The sequence below is a fragment of the Mesorhizobium sp. NZP2234 genome (assembly GCF_013170765.1).
Classification (GTDB): Bacteria; Pseudomonadota; Alphaproteobacteria; order Rhizobiales; family Rhizobiaceae; genus Mesorhizobium; species Mesorhizobium loti_D.
Genome location: NZ_CP033364.1, coordinates 2,156,024 through 2,178,426, shown reverse-complemented (window position 1 = coordinate 2,178,426; position 22,403 = coordinate 2,156,024). Strand labels below are relative to the sequence as shown.

Here is a 22,403-nt window from a genome sequence, read left to right as displayed (position 1 = left end):
TCCGATTTAGTTCTTTGGTAGGGACTTGCCGCCATAGTCGCTCGCAGATGGCGGGTGACCCAAACGCAACGGTCATTGGCATGATGCCGCTCCGTCATACCGGACAAACCGGTATGTCAAAAAAACCTGTAAAATTAGGGTACGAGTAGCCATGGCCAGTATCATGACCAATGCCTCGGCGCTGACCGCGCTGCAGAGCTTGAACGCCACGCAGAAGAACCTTGACACCACCCAGGCCCGCATCTCGACGGGCTATCGCGTCTCCCAGGCTTCGGACAACGCCGCTTACTGGTCGATCGCCACCACAATGCGCTCCGACAACCAGGCCATGTCCACCGTTTCGGACGCGCTCGGGCTCGGCGCCTCGAAGGTCGACACCGCCTACACCGGCATGGACAGCGCGATCAGCACCATCAACCAGATCCAGCAGAAGCTGACCGCATCTTACGGCCAGACGGATGCTTCCAAGGAAAAGACCCAGGTCGAAATCGCCGCCCTTCAGAAGCAGTTGAAGGCCTACGCCGATGGCGCCACCTTCTCCGGCACCAACATGCTTTCGGTAGACAGCGGCGCGACTGCCACCAGCGCTGCGGACGTCAAGATCGTTTCGGCCTTCAACCGTACGTCCACCGGTTCGGTTTCGATCTCGACGATCGATGTCAACGTGGAAAGCATCAAGCTGTATGAAGCCGGCACAGCCGCGACCGTGTCGAAGGGTATTCTCGACTCCAATCGCCTGGGCACCACCGGCGCCACAGTCGCCGCTGCTTCGGCTCCGACCCTGGGTAATGCCGCGGCGGCAACCGACACCTATACGGTCGCCAGCATGGCCATCTTCTCGGGCACCACTGCTGCCAGCGACACCCAGATCCAGCAGATGATGACCGTCGTCGATGCCGCGCTCAAGGACATGACGAACGCCGCCACCAAGCTCGGCGCCGCCAAGAGCTCCATCAGCCTGCAGAAGACCTTCACCTCGAGCCTGATGGACTCCATCGATCGCGGCGTCGGCCAGCTCGTCGATGCCGACATGAACAAGGAATCGACCCGCCTCCAGGCTCTGCAGGTTCAGCAGCAGCTGGGCGTCCAGGCACTGTCGATCGCCAACGGTTCGTCGCAGTCGATCCTGTCGCTCTTCCGCGGCTGATCGCTCTCAAACGGCTTCAAAGTCAAACGGGCCGCGCCAAAAGCGCGGCCCGTTTTGCGTTTGCTCCAGCCCCACGCAACCCTCGTTTCTTAACCCTCGAAAGCACGCCTTTAACAGGGCGTTAACCATAACGCGCTAGTCATGGTTAACCATAGCTTACAACGGATTGGCGAATCGGCCCGGTCGGTCGACGGCAATCGATGGGGCGGGCCAGCGGCTCGCGAGGGCAACGCCGGTTTTAAGAAAGCCGGCCTGGGAAAAAGGAGCGAGTTTCTTGGCGAGCATCATGACAAACGCTGCGGCGTTGACTGCACTTCAAAGCCTCAACGCCACCAACAAATCGCTTGAGCAGACACAATCCCGAATCTCGACGGGCTACAGGGTCTCGGAGGCCGCCGACAACGCCGCCTACTGGTCGATCGCCACGACGATGCGCTCCGACAACCAGGCGCTGTCGACGGTGCAGGATGCGCTCGGCCTCGGCGCCTCGAAGGTCGACACCGCCTATACCGGCATGAACAATGTTCTGACGACGATCGGCCAGATCAAGACCAAGCTGCTCTCCACCGTCGGCCAGACGGACGCCGCCAAGGCGAAGACGCAGACGGAAATCACCGCGCTCCAGGCGCAGATGAAGTCCTTTGCCGATGCCGCCACTTTTTCGGGTTCCAATTTCCTGTCGGTGACGTCAACGCAGGTGGCCACCAACAATGACGGCGTCCAGCCCGACGCCAAGATCGTCTCGTCCTTCAATCGCTCCTCGTCAGGCGCCATCTCGCTCGGAACGATCGACATCAATGTCGAGAGCACGAAACTGTTCGATTCCGGTCTCTCCACCGCCGTCAAGAACCAGGGCACGCTCGACCGCAAGACTTCCATATACGCGACAGCCGCCGCCCAGACCCTTTACGACAACGCCTATAAGACCGCGCTTGCCGGTGGCGCCACCGACATCGCCGCCAACACCGCCGGCCAGACGGCGGCGGGATCGACGGTTGCCAGGATCGACAACGTTTCCGCCTTCAATCTCGACATCACGGCTGCAGGCGTAACCGACGACATCATCACCCAGATGATCGGCAAGATCGACAACGTCATGAGCCAGCTGACCGACCAGGCCACCATCCTCGGCTCGGCCAAGAGCAGCATCTCCCTGCAGAAGACCTTCACGCAGAGCCTGATGGACTCCATCGACCGCGGCGTCGGCCAGCTCGTCGATGCCGACATGAACAAGGAATCGACCCGGCTGCAGGCGCTGCAGGTCCAGCAGCAGCTGGGCATCCAGTCCCTGTCGATCGCCAACAGCTCCTCGCAGTCGATCCTGTCGCTGTTCAAGAACGGCTAATTCAGCCGTAACCGACGCCACCCCTACTTCCAATTCATGGGCCGCGCCGCAAGCGCGGCCCGATTTCATTTTCGCACAAGCTTCGAGGGCTAGTGTTCCGGCGGACAATCATGCTGGGAGTCGCTCTACCGTGCCGGAACAGATCCAGAGCATCATCTCGAATCTCCGCGATTTTGGTGTGAAGCGCCTCGCCATGCTCGCGGGCATCGCCGTTCTGGTGATGGGTGTCATCGGCATCGCCTCGGTCTACCTCAACCGTCCCGCCTACGACACGCTCTATGTCGGGCTCGATCGCTCCGACGTGAACCAGATCGGCCTGGTGCTGGGTGAGGCCGGCATCGGCTTCGACGTCGGTTCGGACGGAACCTCCGTTCTGGTGCCTGCCGGCACCACGGCGCAGGCACGCATGCTGCTTGCCGAAAAGGGCCTGCCGACCAGTTCCAATGCCGGCTACGAGCTGTTCGACAATGTCGGCTCGCTCGGCCTCACCTCGTTCATGCAGCAGATCACCCGCGTGCGCGCGCTCGAAGGCGAGATCGCCCGCACCATTCAGTCCATATCGGGCATCAAGGCGGCACGCGTCCACATCGTCATGTCCGAGCGCGCCAATTTCCGCCGCGACGAACAGCAGCCCTCGGCATCGGTCGTCATCCGCTACGCCGGCATCGACGCCGAGAAAAGCGCCCAGTCGATCCGCCATCTCGTTGCCGCCGCCGTCCCCGGCCTTTCGGCCGACAAGGTGACGGTGCTCGATTCCAACGGCAACCTGCTGGCCGCCGGCGATGATCCCTCCAACACCAGCGCGGCCCGCACGCTCGGCGTCGAGCAGACCGTGGAGGCGCAGATCGGCGACAACATCCGCCGCGCGCTGACCCCCTATCTCGGGCCCGACAATTTCCGCGCCAGCGTCAAGGCCGATGTCAACACCGACACCCGCCAGACCGAAGAGACGATCTTTGATCCGGAATCGCGCGTCGAACGCTCGGTGCAGTCGGTGCGCGCCAATGAGAACAGCAACCAGAAGCAGGCCTCCACCCCGGCCAGCGTCGAACAGAACCTGCCGGAGACCCAGGCGACCAGCACCGAGGGTCCACAGACGTCCTCGGCCAACGACCGCAAGGAAGAGATCACCAACTACGAGATCAACTCCAAGAGGATCGCCACCGTCTCCAACGGCTACACGGTGACCAAGATGTCGATCGCCGTGGTCGTCAACCAGGACCGGCTGAAGACGATCCTGGGCAAGGACGCGACCCCCGAGCAGATCGCCAAGCGCGTCGCCGATATCCAGAAGATGGTAAGTTCCGCCACCGGCTTCGACGACAAGCGCGGCGACGTGATCGACGTCTCCGCGGTCGAGTTCATCGACGGACTTGATGGCGAGGCGATCCCGCAGGCTGGAATGCTGGATTCCATCGGCCAGCACGCCGGCACGCTGATCAACGCCGGCGCTTTCATAGTGGTGGTGTTCCTTGTGGCCTTCTTCGGCCTGCGGCCGATGGCGGCGGCGCTCACGGCAAAGGCGACGCCCGCTTTGTCGGGCCCCAATTTCGATGAAGTCCAGCGTTCGCTGCCGACACCGGAGGCAGCCGCTTCCGCCGATGCGGGTGCCGCCATCGGCGCCTTGCCCGGCGCGCGGCCCGGCGGCGCCACCCCGCTCGATGATCTTCGCCAGAAGATCAGGCCGGCGCCACAGGAGCGGCTTGCCCGCATGGTTGACCTCAATGAGGAACGCACCGCGCAGATCTTGCGCAAATGGGCGGCCCAGGAAGTCGCGGCGTAACCCATGGCCTCCGCAGCCCTTTTCGATCTTCTCCCTGATTTCGGCACGCGCGCGCCGCGTGTCAGCCAGCCCCAGGCCACGTCCGAGCACAAGCTCGAGGCATCCGCACCGCCGCAGGCCGATATCGGCACGCTGATCGCCGAGGCGGTCGCCCAGGCGGAGGCAACGCTGGCGGAACGGCTTGTCGCTGCCCACGACGCGGCACTGGAAGCGGAGCGTCAGGCCAATGCCGAGGAAGCACGTATCTTTCTCGAAAGCTTGGGCCGTGACGTCGGCAACGCCGTTTCGACACGCATCGACGCCATGGAGGCGCGCGTGACGGGGCTTGTCGCCGCCACGGTCGCCCGCATCATCGGCGGTGTCGTCAGCGACGATCTGCAGAAGCGCTCGCTCGAAGCGCTTGCCGGCGCGGTTCGGGAGGCGGTCGGCGATGGCGAAGCGGTGCGCATCGCGGTGCGCGGGCCGCTGTCGCTGTTCGAAACGCTGAAGGCATCGCTTGGACCACGCGCCGCGAATCTCGATTTCATCGAGGCGCCCGGCTTCGACCTGACGGTGACCATCGACGAGGCCGTGTTCGAGACACGCATGGCCGAATGGTCGGCAACCCTTTCCGAGGTCTTGTCATGAGCGTCGCCGAGGCCGATCACGGCAGGCACGAGATCATCATCGTGCGGCGGGGTCATGGTGATGACGACGAAGGCCACCATGGTGGCGTCTGGAAGATCGCCTTCGCCGACTTCATGACCGCCATGATGTGCTTCTTCCTGGTCATGTGGCTGATCAACGCCGCCAATGAACAGACAAAGGCGGCCGTCGCCAGCTACTTCAACCCCGTCAAGCTGGTCGACCGCAATTCAAGCCGCAAGGGCCTGGAAGACCTCGGCGACGGGCCGAGCGCGATTGGCACGACCGCCCAAAACCCGCAACCGGCGACCGCCAAGCCAGGTCAGGGCGGCAATGGCGAGGCGGGCTCATCCGACCGCAAGCAGGACAAGCAGGCCCCACAGCAGCCGCAACAATCCGACGATCATCTCTTCGCCGACCCTTACGCGGTGCTCTCGGAAATCGCCACCGACACCGGCGTGATGCAGAATGTCAGCCAGAAGGGTGACGGCGGCGCGCAGAGCGCCGGTCCCGCGACGGGCGCCTCGGGCGGTGCATCCTATCGCGACCCCTTCGAACCCGATTTCTGGTCGCAGCAGGTGGCCACGCCGGCCGCAGAGGCGAGTGCGCAGCGCGCCAAGATCGAGGGCGACCCTCTCAAGCCAGGCGACAAGGCCGCCGAGACGCAAGTTGCCAAGGTCAAGGCCGTGCCGCCCGCCCCGCCAGTCGAGGACGCGCCGCTCGAGCCCCTGGCCAAGGATGGCAAGGAGGTTGCCACGGCTGTGGCCAGGGCCGGCGAGACCAAAGCCAGCGATGCCAAGGCGGCCGATGCGCCCCAGCCGGATGCAACCGTCGAGAAGCAAGAGGCTGCAAGGCCCGAGACTGCGGAAAAGGCGCCCACCGCCGCCGCGCTGAAGGCGGCGGCCGACGTCAAGCAGCAGCTGGCTGACGTCTTCAAGCCCGGCGACAAGCTTCATGATGGCGTCTCGGTCGAGGCCACCGACAAGGGCGTCGTCATCTCGATCACCGATCAGCTCAACTTCGGCATGTTCGAAGTCGGATCGGCCGTGCCGAGCCGCGAACTGGTGCTGGCGATGGAAAAGATCGGTCGCATCGTCAACGGCCAGAAGGGCACCATCAGCATCAACGGCCACACCGATGCGCGCCCCTTCCGCAGCGCCAGCTATGACAATTGGCGGCTGTCGACGGCGCGCGCGCATTCGGCCTACTACATGCTCGTGCGCGGCGGCGTCGACGAACGCCGTATCACCGAGGTTGCCGGCTTCGCCGACCGCCAGCCGAAGGATCCCGCCGACCCCATGTCGGCGGTCAACCGCCGCATCGAGATCCTGATGGCGACCGGCGGATGAAGCGCGCGGCCGTCACCAGCCGGCTGATGGGCCTGTTGCTACTGGCCGCAGTGTATCCGTCGGCCGGTTTTGCCCAGGACACGCTGCAGCCTTACCAGCTGGTGCGCTCGCTGCAGCTTATCCAGGATCGGATCGCCGCCGGCGACCACGCCGCGATGCCGATGCAGGCCAAGCTGCTCGAGATGACCGACGCGCGCCTGCGCGCAGCGGACGCCGAGGACTTCAAGGATCCCAGGAATTTTCGCGCGCTGCTGGTCTACGGCATGAGCGGTGGCAATCCATCCACCGTCGAGGCGGCGGTCTCCCGCGCCAACCCGGTGGATGCCCAGGATCTCTCGATTGCCAAGGGCGTCATCAACTATCTGGTTGGCCGGCCCGCCGGCGCTATTGAAGTCCTGAAGCCGATCGACCCCATGACATTGCCAAGCGACCTCGGGGCCTTTGTTGCGCTGGTCAAAGGATCGCTGATGGCGACGGACGACCCGGCGGCGGCGCTCACGCTGCTCGACGAGGCCAAGCTGCTCAGCCCCGGCACCCTTGTCGAGGAAGCCGCCTTGCGGCGCTCGGTCGGCATCGCCGCGGCGCAAGGCGATGCCGCGCGGTTCGCGCTCACTTCCACCCAGTATGTCGAGCGCTATCTCTATTCGCCCTATGCCAGCCAGTTCGCTGATTCCTTCGTTTCCGGCGTCATCGCGCTGCACATGTCGATCAGCCAGGACAAGCTGGCCGATATCACCTCGATGATGGATCCCGAGCGCGAGAAGGTGATTTACCTGCGCATTGCCCGCCGTGCCGCGATCGACGGCCTCAGTGAATTGTCGGCCTTCGCCTCGGCGCGGGCCGAACAGGGCCGCGACGGCAACACCAATCAGGGCGATCCGCGCGCCCAGCTTTACTCCAGCCTGTCCACGGTGACGTCGGACACGATCGAGGACGTGCGCACCAAGCTTGGCAAGATCGACCGCAGCAGGCTGTCGGACGGTGACCGTGCCCTGCTCGACGCCGCCCAGGCCATCGCCGGTGAGGTTGTGGCGCCGCCTGCTTCCCTTCCCGCCGCGAATACGGCGCCGGCAACCGTTGCACCGCGGTCCGGGACCGAGGTCACCGCCACGCAGGCCGCCGACGAGGCCGGATTGCCGCCCGTCGAGGGTGCGGTCTCCGAACAGCCCGCTGTCGCGCCATCCGCCGCCGCGCCGGCTGCACCAAGCGCGCCGGCGCCTTCTGCCCCATCGGCGACGGTCCTGCCGGCATCGGCACCGGCAACCCCTGCCAGTCCCGACACGAATGACCCGACCGACGCCGCCATGATGAAAACCCGTCGACAGCTCGACCTGATCGACCAGATGCTTGGAGCCGCCCCGAAATGACCCCCAGCCTCGGCCCGGCCCTCCCAGGATTTACCGCCACGCGCACGGCGGAGCAGCCGGCCGTGCCTGGAAAGAAGGATGATGCTGGTTTCGGCAGGATGGTGCATCGCGGCGCAGGCCAGGCGGAAAAGCAGCCGACGACCGAGACCGGGGCACGCGATCCGCGCTGGAGCAAGCTTGCCGCCGGCCTTGCGGCGCAAACCGGCGAGGACGAACCGGTGCCGGCAGGCAAGGCGAGGATCGCAGAGACCGGATTGACGACTGCGAAATCCATGAAAGACGTCGAGGCGGACAAGGACGCCGACACCGAAACACAGACGACCGACGCCGGCGCAACACCGCTCGACGACCATCTGCCTTTGCTGATGGCGTTTCATGACCTGCGCCATTTCTCGACATCGGCCAAGACGGACGTAGCGGGCCAGGCCGGACAGGGATCGGCGCCCGACGGACAGATCTTGCCCAAGGCCTATCGGGCGACTTCCGCCGGGCATGACGACCTCGAGCCGATATCGAAGCCCGAGCGGGTATCGCTCGTCGACGGACCGCTGACAAAGCTCGACAGCCAGTCCGTCCGCGACGCCGCCACTGGCGTATCGCGACATGACAATGCCATCGCTGCCGGCCCGCTTCCCGAGCCCACGGCCGCCGAGGTGCCTGGTACCGGGTCGAAGCAGGCGGCACCGCAAATGAAATCCATCGCCGACGTCCAGTCCTCGTTGCGGCTGGAGCCAGGAAAACAGCTTCCGGCGTCGGAGCGCATCGACGTGGTCTCCGAACGCAGCTTCCCTGCCCCGCCTCAGGCTCCCATGAGCCAGGCAGCGCTCAGCATAATCAACGCCGTAGCGGCAGATGGTGGCCCGCGGCAGGCGTTTTCGACGACCTCCGCGGCCGCCCAGACGGCCGGCTCTGTTGCCGTTCCGACACATGTGTTGAAGATCGAACTTCACCCGGCCGAACTGGGCATGGTCACCGCCCATCTTCGCCTCTCCGGAGAACAACTCTCGATTGAACTGAAGCCCGAAACACACGATGCCTACCACAGGCTTTCCAGCGACAGCGAGGCGATCGTCAAGTCGCTGCGTGGGCTCGGCTTCGAGGTTGACAAGGTCACCATCATGCAACCGTCAGTGGCCGTTCCGGCTACAACCCGGGCGGATACAACCGCCTCGCCCGCCGCCGCGCCTGGCCGCGACCAGTCCTCCTTCCAACCTGGAAACTCTGGCGGTGGCAACAACGGCGCCGGCGGCCAGCAACCGGGCCAGCAGTCCGCAAGGGGTAACCATGATGACGCGCAGGATTACGGCCGCGCCGCTTCGCCATCTCGCGAGCGCGCTGGCGGCGATATATTTATCTAGCCTCGCGAACGCCGCCCTCGCCGCAACCAATCCCTGCGAGCCCGAGATCCTGCGCGCCGCCGACCGCTACGGCGTGCCCGCCGGCATCCTCTATGCCGTCGGCCTGACCGAGACGGGCAAGAAAGGCAGCCTGCAGCCTAACGCATTGAATATAGAAGGAAAAGCGGTTTTCCCGAGGAGCCGGACCGAGGCGCTTGCCACCTTCGCCAACGCGCAGCGCGAGGGCAAGACGCTGATCGATCTCGGCTGCATGCAGATCAACCACCACTACCACGCGTCGCATTTCCGCAGCGTCGAGGACATGCTGGACCCGCGCCAGAACGTCGACTACGCGGCGCGTTTCCTGGCCAGTCTCCATGCCCGCCACGAAACCTGGTCGATGGCCGTCGCCCGTTATCATGCCGGCCCGGACAACGACCCGGCGCAGAAGGTCTATGTCTGCCGGGTGATCGCCAACATGGTTGCCACCGGCTTTGGCAGATGGACAACCAACGCCCGCGCCTTTTGCAACCAGTGAGCGCATTTTCTGCTTCTAATGTGCCGATTCCGCTGCTTTGGGCTTGCCGTTTTGACTTGCCCAGAACTTCCCGCCGCAAGCATATCTGGCTGCACGCTAATGCAACCGACACGATTCCAGACTCCCAAGAAACTAGTTACAAGAAATGACGGTTGTTCACGATTCCCACCAGCGGTTACGCCTTTCCCCACGGGGCAGATGTGCTGATTCGGAAGGCGGGGCCGATGATCGTTATCGTTGACGAGCGAGAGCTCGTGACTGAGGGATACAATTCACTTTTTGATCGCGAGGGCGTCGCCTGCGCGGGCTTCGCGCCCGGCGAATTCGGCGAGTGGGTGAACTCGGCCGCCGACACCGACCTGCGTTCGGTGCGGGCCTTCCTTATCGGCGACTGCCGCGAAGGCGCCATCTCGCCGCGCCAGATCCGCGACCGCACCGGCGCTCCTGTCATTGCGCTCAGCGAGCAGCATTCGCTTGAGAACACGCTGCGGTTGTTCGAGAGCGGCGTCGACGACGTCATCCGCAAGCCCGTCCATATCAGAGAGATCCTGGCCCGTATCACCGCCATCCGCCGTCGCGCCCATGAGGATGTCGCCTACACCGAGATCGGCGCCATGCGCATCTTCATGGACGGCCGCGATCCCGAGATCGACGGCCAGCCGCTGCCCTTGCCACGCCGCGAACGCCGCATCCTCGAATATCTGGCGAGCAACCGCGGCCGCCGGGTTACCAAGACCCAGGTCTTCAACGCCATCTACGGCATCTTCGACGAAGAGGTCGAGGAGAACGTTGTCGAAAGCCACATCAGCAAATTGCGCAAGAAGCTGCGCGAGAAGCTGGGCACCGACCCGATCGATTCCAAACGCTTCCTCGGCTACCGGCTCGTGTTCTGATGCCGTGCCGCGCCAGCCTCGCGCAAGACAGGGCGCGTAGCCTCGCCGCCAGTGGCATGGATATTGCGGAGACATCTCGATGAGCCTCTACGGAATGATGCGAACCGGCGTTTCCGGCATGAACGCCCAGGCAAACCGCCTGTCGACGACAGCCGACAACATCGCCAACTCCGACACCAACGGCTACAAGCGATCCTCCACCGAATTTTCGACGCTGATCATGCCGTCCACGGGCGGCGCCTACAATTCCGGCGGCGTCACCACGACGATCCGGCAAGCGGTCAGCGATCCGGGCGTCCTGCAATACACGACCTCGGTCTCCGACCTAGCCGTCAGCGGCGATGGCTTCTTTGTCGTCCAGGACCCGAGCGGCACGCCCTTCCTGACCCGCGCCGGCGCTTTCGTTCCCGACGCACAGGGCAGGCTCGTCAACGCGGCCGGCTTCCAGCTCATGGCCTACAGCTACGAAAACGGCGTGCCGGCGGCGACGGTGAACGGCTTCGAAGGTCTGGTGCCGGTTGTCATCTCCGACCAGGGATTGACCGCAACGCCCAGCACCGCAGGCATTTTCAGTGGCAATCTGCCGGCGGGCGCGACACCGGTCGTCGCCGCCAACCTGCCCAGTGCCAACGCCGCCACCGCACAATACACCCAGAAATCGTCGATGGTCACCTACGACAATCTCGGCAACAAGAAGCTGCTCGACGTCTATTTCACCAACACCGGCGCCGGCACCTGGGAGGTGGCGGTCTTCGATCAGTCCAAGGCGACGCCTGGCACATCGTTCCCCTACACCGGCGGCGCACTCGGCACCGCCAACCTGACCTTCGACGCCACCACCGGCAAGCTCACCGGCACGCCCACCGACGTCACGTTCACCGTGCCAGGCGGCGCGAGCCTCGATCTCGACCTGTCGAAACTGACCCAGCTCGGCACCGGCTACACGGTTTCCGACGCCCAGGTGAACGGCAACGCGCCGAGCACCATCGACAAGGTCCAGATCGGCAAGGACGGCACCATCTACGCCCAGTACAAGGATGGCTCCACCAAGGCGCTCTACAAGATTCCGCTGGCCGATGTGCAGAGCCCTGACCAGCTCAAGGCCCTCCCCGGCAATGTCTACGCGCAGGGCACCGAATCCGGCGCGATCCGCGTCGGCTTTGCCAATGAAGGCAAGCTGGGCTCGATCATCTCCGGCGCGCTCGAGAATTCCAATGTCGATATCGCCGAAGAGCTGACCGACATGATCGCCGCGCAGCGCAGCTACACCGCCAATTCGAAAGTCTTCCAGACCGGTTCCGACCTGATGGACGTCCTTGTCAACCTGAAGAGATAAACCGGGCGTGGCCCGTGAAAGACCAGCATGTCGTTATCTTCCGCATTGAGCATCGCCCAATCGGCGCTTATGAACACCGCGCGGCAGACCAGCGTTGTCTCGCGCAACGTCGCAGACGCCTCCAATCCAGACTATACGCGCCGCATCGCCGTCGTCACCAGCACGGCGCCCGGCGCGCGTTCGGTTGATATCCAGCGCGTAACCAACGACCTGCTCTTCCGGCAAAATCTCAGCGCCTTGTCGGCGTATAGCGGCCAGAACGCGCTCTACAGCGGCATGGATCAGCTGGACGTTTCGGTCAACGGCGTCGACAACGCCTCCTCGCCCTCGACCGCCATCGCCAATCTGCAGCAGGCGCTGCAACTCTACGCCACCTCGCCGTCCAACCAGAATCTCGGCTCCAGCGTCATCGACGCGGCCAGGCAGGTCGTGCGCTCTCTGAATGAAGGCTCCCAGGCCGTTCAGGATTTCCGCACCCAGACCGACAGCCAGATCGACACCGCGGTCAAGGACCTCAACTCGCTGCTCAGCCAGTTCCAGGACGCCAACCAGGCGGTTATGTCCGGGACCCGTTCCGGCACCGACGTTTCCGACGCGCTCGACCAGCGCGACGCGCTGCTGAAAAAGATCTCGGAGTATGTTCCCGTATCGACCTTCACGCGCGGCGACAACGACATGGTCATCACGACGGGCGATGGCACCACGCTGTTCGAGACCATACCGCGCACGGTGAGCTTCACGCCATCGGCCGGCTATGCCGCCGGAGCCACCGGCAACACCATCTATATCGACAACGTGCCGGTCTCCGCGGGAGCCGGCGGCAACACCAGCGCCAGCGGCAAGCTCGCCGGCCTGCTGCAATTGCGCGACGGCGTCGCCTCGACCATGCAGAGCCAGCTCGACGAGACCGCGCGCGGCCTGATCACGGCCTTTGCCGAGACCGCTACCTCGATGCCCAATGCCGCTGGCCTGTTCACCTGGTCCGGCGCGCCGGCGGTGCCGGCCGCGAGCACTCTGGTCAATGGCCTGGCTTCCACGATCAGCATCAATACGGCGATGGATCCGAGCACCGGCGGCAATCCGACTTTGCTGCGCGACGGCGGCGCCAACGGCGCTGCTTACGTCTCCAACACCAGCGGCGGTGCTTCCTATTCCAGCCTTCTGGTTGCCTATGGCGATCGGCTCGACCAGCCGATGACGTTCGATCCCGCCGCCGGCATTTCGGCTACCTCCAGCGTTTCCGACTACGCCGCCAATTCGATCGGCTGGCTCCAGGGCATGCGCCAGCAGGCTTCGACAGCCGCCAACGCGAAGGAAGCGCTGGCACAGCGCAGCTCCGAGGCGCTGTCCAATGCGACCGGCGTCAATGTCGACCAGGAGATGTCGCTGCTGCTCGACCTCGAACACACCTATCAGGCATCGGCCCGGATGATGAAGACCGTCGACGACATGATGACGGCCCTGTTGAACGCGGTGGGATAATACATGACCTCAGTTTCCTCGGCCGCCCTCTCCAATGCCATGCGCTATCAACAGATGCGCATGCAGGCCGACCTCGTCAAAGCAACGAAGGAATCATCGACTGGCAAGGTCGCCGATGTCGGCTTGGCATTGGGCGGACGCACCGCCCAATCCGTCACCTTCTCGCGCGACCTCGACCGGCTGAACGTGATCGTCGATTCCAACGGTCTGGTCACCGCCCGGCTTGCGTCGACCCAGACCGCGCTCGGCCAACTCTCCGGCGTGGCGCAGACCTTCCTGTCCAGCCTGACCACCGCGTCTTCGGGCGACAACTCCGACAGCCTGACCCAATCGACCGGGCAGACGACGATCCAGCAGCTTGCCTCGATCCTCAACACCAGTGTCAACGGCGAGTATCTGTTCGCCGGCACAAACACCGACGTCAAGCCGATCAACGATTTCACCGCCGCGGGCTCAACGGCCAAGGCCGCCTTCGATGCCTCCTTCGTCGCCAAATTCGGCTTCACGCCCAATGATCCGGCCGCCGCCAATATCACCACCGCCCAGATGGACGACTTCATCACCAATGATGTTACGCCGCAATTCCTCGGCGCGGGCTGGCAGGCCAACATGTCGAACGCCACCGACCAGCAGATCGTCAGCCGCATCGCCCTCAACGAAACCACCGCCACCTCGACCAGTGCCAACAGCGACGGCATCAAGAAGCTCGCAATGGCCGCCGCCATCGTCTCCAGCCTGATGTCCACCAACATCAGCCAGGCGGCGAAGGACAGTATCGTCAGCCACTCGCAGACACTGGTCGGCGAGGCGCTGAGCGGCATCGCCCAGGTCCAGTCCGAAACCGGCATCGTGCAGAAACGTGTCTCCGATGCCAGCGACCGCATGAAGACGCAGGTCGACCTGTTCGAACGGCACATCCTCGATCTCGAGGCCGTCGACCCGGCCGAAGCCGCGACCCGCGTCGCCGATCTGACGCAGCATATCGAGACGTCCTTCGCTCTGACGGCGCGCCTGCAGCAGCTCAGCCTGTTGAATTACCTGACCTGACAACTCCCAGCGGAACGGTAGAGCCAACGATGTACCAATTTTCCTATGCCGACGTCCAAAGCACCTCCGTCTCGGACGCCAAGGATCGTGAGCGCGAACTCCTGACCCGCTCGATCGACATGCTGGCGGCGGCGGCGGTGGCCGGCCAGGCTTCGATGGAGGCGGTGGAGGCGCTGCATTTCACCAACCGCGTCTGGACCACCTTCGTCGAGGATCTCGGCTCCAGCGACAACGCGCTACCCAAGGAATTGCGCGCCAACCTGATTTCCATCGGCCTGTGGCTGCTGCGCGAGGCCGAGGACATTCGCCAGGGCCGCACTAACAATTTCGAAGGGCTGATCGAAGTGTCCCAGATCATCCGCGACGGCATTCAATGACCAACACGCTGAAGATATCGCTGAAGCCCAACGAGAAGATCTACATCAATGGTGCCGTCATCCGTGTCGACCGCAAGGTCACCATTGAACTGATGAACGACGTACAATTCCTGCTCGAAAGCCATGTGATCCAGGCCGACCAGGCATCGACGCCGCTCAGGCAGCTGTATTTCATCGTTCAGGTCATGCTGATCAACCCGGCTGGTGCTGGCGAGGCGCGCGAGATGTTCCGCCGCTCATTGCCGCTGCTCATCGCGAGTTTCGAGGACGCCGACATCTGCAGCGCCCTGAAGCAGATCGACCGCATGGTCGGCGAGGATCATATCTACGAGGCTTTGAAGGCGATCCGTTCGCTTTATCCTCTCGAACGCCGCGCGCTTGGCGGCAATGACGATGTTCCGGGCGCACCGCGCCCGCTGGCCGTGGGAGCACGCTACTGATGACCGTGGACATGACGACGACGATTCCGGTTGGCGCCAATTCGACGACCACGCCGACTTCGAAGACAGCGGTCGACTACCAGTCCTTCCTGAAGCTTCTGATCGCCGAGATGAAGAACCAGGACCCGACCAAGCCGATGGATTCGACGCAGTACGTCGCGCAGCTCGCCACCTTCTCGCAGGTCGAGCAATCGGTGCAGACCAACACCAAGCTCAACCAGATCATGCAGTCCTCGGCGTTGTCGCAGGCCGACGCTCTCATAGGCCGCAACATCACCTCGGCCGATGGCAAGACTACCGGCACGGTGGCTTCGGTGACGCTTGGCAGCAACGGGCTGATCGCAGTGCTCCAGGATGGCACCACGGTTCCCGTCGGCTCCGGCGTGTCGATCAAGCCGGCAAGCTAGGCCAACGTCCCGCATGAACGAGGCCGACGCACTCGACATCGTCCAGTACGCGGTGTGGACGGTGCTGACCGCCTCCGCGCCGGTTGTGCTGGTCGCCATGGCGGTCGGCATCGGCATTGCCCTCATCCAGGCGCTGACGCAGGTCCAGGAAATCACCTTGACCTTCGTGCCGAAGATCGTCGCCATCATGCTGGTGGTGGCGCTCACGGGTCCGTTCATCGGTGGCCAGATATCGGCCTTCACCAACGTCATCTTCGAGCGCATCCAGAACGGGTTCTGAAGCAACCTGCGGGGATGCACGGGGCTTTTGCCCGCGACGTCCATCATCCGGCAAGTCGCCGGAGCTCGATAGCGCGGTAGTCGTCGCAATGGCCTCTCGCAAAACCCCCAGGTTAGCCCTGGCCGATCGGCGGACCATGTGCGCCATGGCCGGCGTCCGGCCGCGAGTGATGGCCTGGCTTTTCGCGATGCGGAGGTGTGGCCCTCCTCTATCCCCTTGTTGGACCATGATCTTCCTCGCATGACATTCGCCCTTTGCGGCGCGATGCCATAGTTTCGGCAAACGATGCGGAGAAACGGATCACCGCAAGGATCAGCACGCCGTGGCAGGGACCTATCCATGATTGACGAGAAACCGGAAAGCGAAGGCGCTTCGGCGCTGGCGCCCTTCCGGCATGGCATTTTCCGCGCCGTCTGGTCCGCAAGTCTCGTTTCCAATTTCGGTGGTCTGATCCAGGGCGTCGGTGCCGCCTGGATGATGACCACGATCGCCACCTCGCCCTATCAGGTCGCCCTGGTCCAGGCCTCGACCACCTTGCCGATCATGCTCTTCGCGCTTGTCGCCGGCGCCATCGCCGACAGCTTCGACCGGCGCAAGGTGATGTTGGTGGCGCAGACCTTCATGCTCGTCGTTTCGGTGCTTCTGACGGTGTTCACCTGGTATGGCCTGATGACGCCCTGGACGCTGCTTGCCTTCACCTTCCTGATCGACAGCGGCACAGCGCTCAACAGCCCATCCTGGCAAGCGTCCGTCGGCGATATGGTGCCCCGCAACAAGGTGCCCGCGGCCGTTGCGTTGAACTCCATGGGCTTCAACCTGACACGCAGCGTCGGGCCGGCGATCGGCGGCATCATTGTCGCGGCCGCCGGCGCCGCGGCCGCCTTCGCGGCGAACGCGGTCAGCTATATCGGCCTTATCGTCGTGATGGCGCGCTGGAAGCCTGACGTGCCGGTATCGACCTTGCCGCGCGAGTCGCTGGGTGCTGCCATGGGCGCCGGCCTGCGTTATGTCGCCATGTCGCCCAACATCGGCAAGGTGCTGGTCAGGGGTGCCGCCTTCGGCTTCAGCGCCGGTGCCGTCCTGGCGCTCTTGCCGCTCGTCGCGCGCGACGTCGTCAAGGGCGACGCCTTGACCTACGGCATCATGCTGGGTTCCTTCGGCATCGGTGCCGTCGGCGGCGCGCTGATCAGCGTGCGGCTGCGGCAAATGCTCTCCAGCGAGACGATGGTGCGCTGTGCCTTCGCCGGCTTCGCCGTCTGCGCCTTCAATGCCGCGATCAGCCATCACGCCTGGCAGACGTCGCTTGGCCTGCTGGTCGGCGGCGCCTGCTGGGTGATCGCGCTGTCGCACTTCAACGTCACCGTGCAGATGGCAACGCCACGCTGGGTGGTCGGCCGTGTGCTGTCGGTCTATCAGACCGCGACCTTTGGCGGCATCGCGCTGGGCAGCTGGATCTGGGGTGTCGTGGCCGATGCGCATGGCGCCGAGACGGCGCTGATCGCGGCCGCCATCGCCATGCTCGCCGGCGGCGCCATCGGATTTGTGCTACCGCTGCCGCAGCAGCAGGTGCTGAACCTCGACCCGCTCAACCGCTTCAAGGAGCCGCATCTGGCGCTGGACCTGAAGCCGCGCAGCGGTCCCATTGCCATCATGATCGAGTACATCATCCGCCATGAGGACGAGGCGGAGTTCCTAGCCACCATGGCCGAACGCGGCCGCATCCGCCGCCGCGACGGTGCCCGCAACTGGACGCTGGCGCGCGATCTCGAAAATCCGACGATATGGATCGAGCACTACCACACCCCGACCTGGCTCGAATATGTCAGGCACAACGGCCGCATCACCCATGCGGACGCCATGGTCGGCGAACGCTTGCGGGCTCTGCACAGTGGCGACGAGCCACCGCGCGTACGCCGCGTCATCGAGCGTCCGACCACCGCCGGCACGGCGCTGGTGATGGCCAAGGGGCCGATCGAGCACTGATTTCGGTGCGGCGCCGACGTCCGTCGATCACCCCGCCGACTGGATCATATAGAGCTTGCGCGTGGTCTCCCGGATCCGCCATTCGCCCTTCCATCCCCGCGGCAGCACGAGAAGGTCGCCCGGCCCCAACTCACGCACCTCGCCGTCGGCGCGGCTCACCTCCACCCGTCCGGAAATGATGTGGCAAATTTCGGACGAATCCGACCGGTCGGCGGTGAAGCGGCCGGGCGTGCACTCCCAGATACCGATATCGACGGTGCCGTCCGGTGACTGGAAAAGTGAGCGCGCGGCTTCGACCTGATCTCCCTCGATGGATGTGGGCTTGGGTGAGAACGCGCCGATGTCGGCCTTGGCGAGATCGTGGAAGGTCGAAAGATCGATCAAATTGGGCTCCATGGATCAGTGACCGGTAATGCTGTCGGCGAGCGCGGCCAGTCTCGACGTATGCGCAAGCCCGGCGGCTTCGCGCCCGTCAGCGATGCGATAAAGCTGGTACATCGAATGCACGCCGAGCCAGCGAAATGGCTCCGGCTCCCATGGCCTGACCTTGCGGTTGACCCAGGGCAGCTTCGTCAGCTCCGTCTGCTGGCCAAGGATCAGGTCGGCCAGCGTGCGCCCCGAAAGATTGGAACTCGACACGCCAAGTCCGACATAGCCGCCGGCCCAGCCGATACGGGTGGCGGGATCGAGGCCAACGGTCGTGCACCAGTCGCGCGGCACGCCGAGCACGCCGCACCAGGCGTGCTCGATGCGACAGTTCGCCGTCTGCGGCAGCAGCGTCGTCAGGATCTGATGCAACTGGTCGATCGTGGCCTGCTGCGTCCGCCCATTGACGTCGGTGCGCGAGCCGTAGCGATAGGGCACGCCGCGCCCTCCCATGGTGATGCGTCCCTCGCGCGTACGCTGGGCATAGCAATAGGCGTGGGCGGCGTTGCCGAGAAGCTCGTGGCCTTCCCAGCCGATCTGGCGCCAAAGCGCCTCGGACAGCGGCTCGGTCACGATCTGCGCGCTGTTGAGCGCCAGCCAGGTCCGCTCCTCGCCGGGAATGCCTGCGGTAAAACCCTCCGTCGCGCGGATGACGGTCTCCGCCCGCACCGTGCCGCGGTCGGTCGTCACGATGCCCTTGGCGATGGACGTCACCGTCGTCTGTTCGTAGATCGGCACGCCCAGCCGCTCGACGGCGGCGGCAAGCCCGCGCACCAGCTTGGCCGGCTGCACCCGCGCCTGGCCATGGACCACGAAACCGCCCATGACATTGCGCACATTGATGCGCGCCCGCGTCGCCGCTTGATCCAGCATCTCGACGCGGCCCGGATCGACGTCCCAGGCGCGGATCGTTTCGCATTCCTCGCGCGCGCGTTCGAGCTGCGCCGGGTTGGTGGCCACCGTCAGATTGTCGACGCGGCGGATATCGGCATCGATACCTTCCGCGCTCGCCACCCGGATCACCTCGTCGACGCAACCCGCCATGGCCGCCTGCATGGCGCTTACCCCTTGCCGGGTCGAGGTCTTGAGATACTTTTCGCGCGACCAGGAGAAGCCACCCGACAGCCAGCCGCCATTGCGGCCCGAAGCGCCGAAACCGGCAAACTCGCGCTCGATCAGCACGACGCGCAGCGACGGCCTGGCCTTCTTCAAATAATAGGCGGTCCACAGCCCGGTATAGCCGGCGCCGACGATCGCGACATCGGCCTCGATATCGCCGGGCAAGGGCGGCCGGGGCGTGGGAACCCCGCCCAGATCCGCATACCAGAATGATATGTCGCCGTTGCGTTTGGCTTGCATGGGATGGACTTTCAGGAAGAGCAATTCCAGGAAAAGTGTGAAACGGTTTTCCGTCCGGGATTGCGTTAAAACAAAGAGTTGGATCAGGTCAGCGTCGCGTCGGCCGTGCTGTCATCGGCCAGAATCTTGGCATCGGCACCGTCGAAGCAAAGCTCCACCTTCTCGCCCAGGCCAAAACTCTCGCCGGTCAGCGGCGAGCGCACGATCGCCGTGGAGCCGTCGGCGAGCCTGACTTCATATTTCGATCCCGAGCCGAGATAGATGGCTTCCGCGATCGTCCCCGGCAGCCGGTTGTTGGTGCCCGCCGCGATCTGGCCGGGCCGGCGGATGGCAAGCTTTTCGGGGCGCAGCAGCATGACCGGACGGGCTTCACCCGCCATCCGCCGCGGCACTGTCACCGTCTCGCCGGCGATGCGCAACGCAGTGCTGGCGCCATCGCTTCGCGCCTCTCCGCGCAGCACCGTGGAATCGCCGATGAAGCGGCCGACGAACAGCGTCGTCGGTTCATCGTAGAGTTCGCGGCCGGTGCCGACCTGCTCGATCCGCCCGCGGTTGAAGACGGCGATGCGGTCCGACAGGACCAGCGCCTCTTCCTGGTCGTGCGTCACGTAGACGAATGTGGTGCCGAGCTCACGATGGATGCGCTTGATCTCGAGCTGCAGCCATTCGCGCAGCTTCTTGTCGAGCGCGCCGAGCGGCTCGTCCATCAAAAGCAGCGGCGGATCGAAGACGATGGCACGGGCCAGCGCGACGCGCTGCTGCTGGCCACCCGACAGCTCGCTGGGATAGCGATGCGCGAAGTCGCCCATCTTGACCATGTCCAGCGCTCTTGCCACGCGTGCTTTTCGCGCTGCGGGTTCGACGCCACGCAGCGTCAGCGGATAGGCGACGTTGCGGCCGACGCTCATATGCGGGAAAAGCGCGTAGTGCTGGAAGACAACGCCGATATTTCGCTTGTGCGCCGGGACGCCGACCACGTTCTTGCCGCCGACCAGCAGCTTGCCGCTGGTCACGTCGGTAAAGCCGGCCACGACGTTGAGCGTCGTGGTCTTGCCGGAGCCGCTCGGGCCAAGCAGCGTCATGAACTCGCCGGGCTCGATCCGCAGCGAAACGCCATCCAGCGCCTTGAAGCCGCCATAGGCCTTGCTGATCGATTCGAGATCGATCGCCGCGCCCTTGCTCTCCTGTTCCGGCTTCATGGGCGTCCTTTCCGCTCGTGGCCAAGAAGAAGCATGCCCCCGCCGATCAGGATCGTGGTGGCCAAAAGCAGGATCGTGCCGACGGCGGCAACCGTCGGGTCGGCGTCACGCGTGATCGAGGCGAATATCTGCACGGGCAAGGTCTTGAGGTAGGGGTTGGTGATGAACAGCGACACTACGATCTCGTCGAAGGAGGTGGCGAAGGCAAAGAGCAGGCCGGACAGCATGCCGGGCAGGATCAGCGGCAGCGTCACCGTGCGAAACGCGGTCAGCGCTCCCGCGCCGAGGCTTGCCGCCGCCGTCTCGAGGCGCCTGTCGAACACTTCGAGACTGGCGGAAACCGCGATCAGCACGAAGGGAAGAGCAAGGATGGTGTGGGCAAGCACGAAGCCCAGCAGCGTGCCGACGAGATGGGTGTCGAGATAGACGGCGTAGATGCCGATGGCCAGCACCACGCCCGGCACCACCATCGGCGTCAGCATTAGCATCCGCAACAGGTTGGCGGGCCCTGCCTTCATGCGATCGAGGCCGAAGGCCGCCAGCGTGCCAAGCACCGTCGCCAGCACCGCCACCACCGAGGCGACCTTCAGCGAATTGAGGAAGCTCGACGACCAGTCAGGATTGGTGAAGAAGTTCTGGTACCACTGCCAGGAGAAGCCTTGCGGCGGGAAGGCGAGCGACTTGTTCTCGTTGAACGACATCGGCACCACGACCAGCGTCGGCGCGACAAGCCATATCGCCACCAGCAGGCAGACGAGGCCGAGGATCACGCGGGTGAGCGGCTTCATCTCCATCAGCTCCGTCCCGCTTCCCGGTACCGCGAGCGCATCACGGGTGCCGCGAGCGCCAGAAGCACGAACGTGGTGACGAGCAGCACCACGCCCATGGCGCCGCCGCGGCCCCATTGCAGCAGGCTGAGCACCTGGGTCTGCACCAGCGTCGACAGCATGGTCGAGCGCGGTCCGCCGAGCAGCGCCGGCGTGATGTAGAAGCCCAGCGCCAGGATGAACACGATGATCGCGCCGGCATAGACGCCGGGCAGCGACAGCGGCAGGTAGACGGTAAAGAACGCACGCGAAGGTCGCGCGCCCAGGCTTTGCGCGGCCCGCATCAGCCTGAGGTCGATGCCCTTCATCACCGAATAGAGCGGCAGGATCATGAAGGGCAGAAGCACTTGCGCCATGCCGATAACCACGCCGGTCTGCGTACGGATCAGCCGGATGCCGTCAAAACCGGCCGCCCGCAGCAGCGAATTGATGACGCCCGAATCCTGCAAGAGGATCACCCAGGAGAGCGTGCGCACGACACCGCTTACCCAGAACGGGATCAGCACGCAGAGCACCAGGACGAGCCGCACGCGCGGCCCGACGGCGGTCATCAGATAGGCGTAAGGGTAAGCGCAGATCACGCAGACGATCGTCACCCAGGCCGAGATGGTGAAAGTGCGCTGTAGCACCGTGAGATTGATGGGCGCGCCGAAGAACCAGACGTAGTTCTGCGCGCCCCATTGCGGCTCCGACAGGCTGCGCAGCACGATGGTGAGCAGCGGATAGCCTATCACCGCGGCAAGCAAGACCAGCGCCGGCAGCGTGAGCGCGAACGGCCGCCATGCCCATCCGGCCCGTGTCGGGGCGGATGGCGTCGTCGGTTCGTGCGCGCTCACGGGCCTTGCCTTTGCTTCAGC

Annotated in this window: 22 protein-coding genes; 17 read left to right on the top strand and 5 right to left on the bottom strand. The window is 64.5% G+C overall.

The features are described from left to right. The first annotated feature begins 151 nt into the window (after window positions 1-151). The 17 genes from EB230_RS10665 to EB230_RS10585 all read left to right on the top strand — a co-directional run bounded on the left by EB230_RS10665 (window position 152) and on the right by EB230_RS10585 (window position 17,735). A complete protein-coding gene (locus tag EB230_RS10665) occupies window positions 152-1,147 on the top strand; it encodes a flagellin (RefSeq protein ID WP_056578259.1) in 996 nt (331 codons plus the stop codon). Between the two features lie 274 nt (window positions 1,148-1,421). Beyond that, window positions 1,422-2,492 (top strand): flagellin, encoded by a 1,071-nt coding sequence (locus EB230_RS10660; protein ID WP_056578261.1) that lies wholly within the window; start codon window positions 1,422-1,424, stop codon window positions 2,490-2,492. 130 nt (window positions 2,493-2,622) lie between these two features. Then, complete coding sequence (fliF, locus tag EB230_RS10655) at window positions 2,623-4,275, top strand: flagellar basal-body MS-ring/collar protein FliF (protein ID WP_056578263.1); 1,653 nt, start codon at window positions 2,623-2,625, stop codon at window positions 4,273-4,275. Window positions 4,276-4,278: 3 nt separating this feature from the next. Then, entirely contained in the window at window positions 4,279-4,902 is a 624-nt protein-coding gene (locus EB230_RS10650) for a hypothetical protein (protein ID WP_172372257.1), read from the top strand. After that, a complete protein-coding gene (locus EB230_RS10645) occupies window positions 4,899-6,248 on the top strand; it encodes a MotB family protein (RefSeq protein WP_172372255.1) in 1,350 nt (449 codons plus the stop codon). Before EB230_RS10650 ends, EB230_RS10645 begins: the two co-directional genes overlap by 4 nt. Continuing rightward, on the top strand, window positions 6,245-7,615 hold the full coding sequence (locus tag EB230_RS10640; protein WP_172372253.1) for a chemotaxis protein MotC: 1,371 nt from the start codon (window positions 6,245-6,247) through the stop codon (window positions 7,613-7,615). Before EB230_RS10645 ends, EB230_RS10640 begins: the two co-directional genes overlap by 4 nt. After that, window positions 7,612-8,973, top strand: coding sequence for a flagellar hook-length control protein FliK (locus tag EB230_RS10635; RefSeq protein WP_172372251.1), 1,362 nt, complete (start codon window positions 7,612-7,614; stop codon window positions 8,971-8,973). The genes EB230_RS10640 and EB230_RS10635 overlap by 4 nt, the downstream gene beginning before the upstream one ends. Further along, window positions 8,903-9,490 carry a transglycosylase SLT domain-containing protein gene (locus EB230_RS10630; protein WP_056578273.1) on the top strand — a complete coding sequence of 196 codons (588 nt, stop codon included), beginning with the start codon at window positions 8,903-8,905 and terminating at the stop codon, window positions 9,488-9,490. The genes EB230_RS10635 and EB230_RS10630 overlap by 71 nt, the downstream gene beginning before the upstream one ends. Before the next feature lie 224 nt (window positions 9,491-9,714). Beyond that, a complete protein-coding gene (locus tag EB230_RS10625; RefSeq protein ID WP_019860967.1) occupies window positions 9,715-10,383 on the top strand; it encodes a response regulator transcription factor in 669 nt (222 codons plus the stop codon). Between the two features lie 79 nt (window positions 10,384-10,462). Beyond that, the gene (locus tag EB230_RS10620; RefSeq protein WP_056578275.1) at window positions 10,463-11,719 is read left to right on the top strand and encodes a flagellar hook protein FlgE; all 1,257 of its coding nucleotides are present in this window, start codon (window positions 10,463-10,465) and stop codon (window positions 11,717-11,719) included. Window positions 11,720-11,746: 27 nt separating this feature from the next. Beyond that, a complete protein-coding gene (flgK, locus tag EB230_RS10615) occupies window positions 11,747-13,201 on the top strand; it encodes a flagellar hook-associated protein FlgK (RefSeq protein WP_172372248.1) in 1,455 nt (484 codons plus the stop codon). Window positions 13,202-13,204: 3 nt separating this feature from the next. Continuing rightward, the gene (locus EB230_RS10610) at window positions 13,205-14,248 is read left to right on the top strand and encodes a flagellar hook-associated family protein (protein WP_056578279.1); all 1,044 of its coding nucleotides are present in this window, start codon (window positions 13,205-13,207) and stop codon (window positions 14,246-14,248) included. A 29-nt stretch (window positions 14,249-14,277) separates the two neighbouring features. Next, window positions 14,278-14,625, top strand: coding sequence for a flagellar biosynthesis regulator FlaF (flaF, locus tag EB230_RS10605; RefSeq protein ID WP_056578281.1), 348 nt, complete (start codon window positions 14,278-14,280; stop codon window positions 14,623-14,625). After that, window positions 14,622-15,065 (top strand): flagellar biosynthesis repressor FlbT, encoded by a 444-nt coding sequence (flbT, locus tag EB230_RS10600; protein ID WP_056578283.1) that lies wholly within the window; start codon window positions 14,622-14,624, stop codon window positions 15,063-15,065. Before flaF ends, flbT begins: the two co-directional genes overlap by 4 nt. A gap of 11 nt (window positions 15,066-15,076) precedes the next feature. Beyond that, window positions 15,077-15,472 carry a flagellar hook assembly protein FlgD gene (flgD, locus tag EB230_RS10595; protein WP_171883351.1) on the top strand — a complete coding sequence of 132 codons (396 nt, stop codon included), beginning with the start codon at window positions 15,077-15,079 and terminating at the stop codon, window positions 15,470-15,472. A 13-nt stretch (window positions 15,473-15,485) separates the two neighbouring features. Then, window positions 15,486-15,752: a flagellar biosynthesis protein FliQ gene (gene fliQ / locus EB230_RS10590; RefSeq protein WP_013893193.1), complete on the top strand. Its 267-nt coding sequence runs from the start codon at window positions 15,486-15,488 to the stop codon at window positions 15,750-15,752. 339 nt (window positions 15,753-16,091) lie between these two features. After that, entirely contained in the window at window positions 16,092-17,735 is a 1,644-nt protein-coding gene (locus EB230_RS10585; protein ID WP_056578287.1) for an MFS transporter, read from the top strand. A gap of 27 nt (window positions 17,736-17,762) precedes the next feature. On the opposite strand, the gene EB230_RS10580 is transcribed toward EB230_RS10585, so the two are convergent. The 5 genes from EB230_RS10580 to EB230_RS10560 all read right to left on the bottom strand — a co-directional run bounded on the left by EB230_RS10580 (window position 17,763) and on the right by EB230_RS10560 (window position 22,382). Next, complete coding sequence (locus EB230_RS10580; RefSeq protein WP_081295200.1) at window positions 17,763-18,131, bottom strand: cupin domain-containing protein; 369 nt, start codon at window positions 18,129-18,131, stop codon at window positions 17,763-17,765. 3 nt (window positions 18,132-18,134) lie between these two features. Beyond that, complete coding sequence (locus EB230_RS10575) at window positions 18,135-19,520, bottom strand: FAD-binding oxidoreductase (protein WP_172372246.1); 1,386 nt, start codon at window positions 19,518-19,520, stop codon at window positions 18,135-18,137. Window positions 19,521-19,603: 83 nt separating this feature from the next. Further along, window positions 19,604-20,719, bottom strand: coding sequence for an ABC transporter ATP-binding protein (locus tag EB230_RS10570; RefSeq protein ID WP_172372243.1), 1,116 nt, complete (start codon window positions 20,717-20,719; stop codon window positions 19,604-19,606). Continuing rightward, window positions 20,716-21,513 (bottom strand): ABC transporter permease, encoded by a 798-nt coding sequence (locus EB230_RS10565; RefSeq protein ID WP_056578290.1) that lies wholly within the window; start codon window positions 21,511-21,513, stop codon window positions 20,716-20,718. The genes EB230_RS10570 and EB230_RS10565 overlap by 4 nt, the downstream gene beginning before the upstream one ends. After that, window positions 21,513-22,382 carry an ABC transporter permease gene (locus tag EB230_RS10560; RefSeq protein WP_172372241.1) on the bottom strand — a complete coding sequence of 290 codons (870 nt, stop codon included), beginning with the start codon at window positions 22,380-22,382 and terminating at the stop codon, window positions 21,513-21,515. Before EB230_RS10560 ends, EB230_RS10565 begins: the two co-directional genes overlap by 1 nt. Window positions 22,383-22,403: the final 21 nt, after the last annotated feature.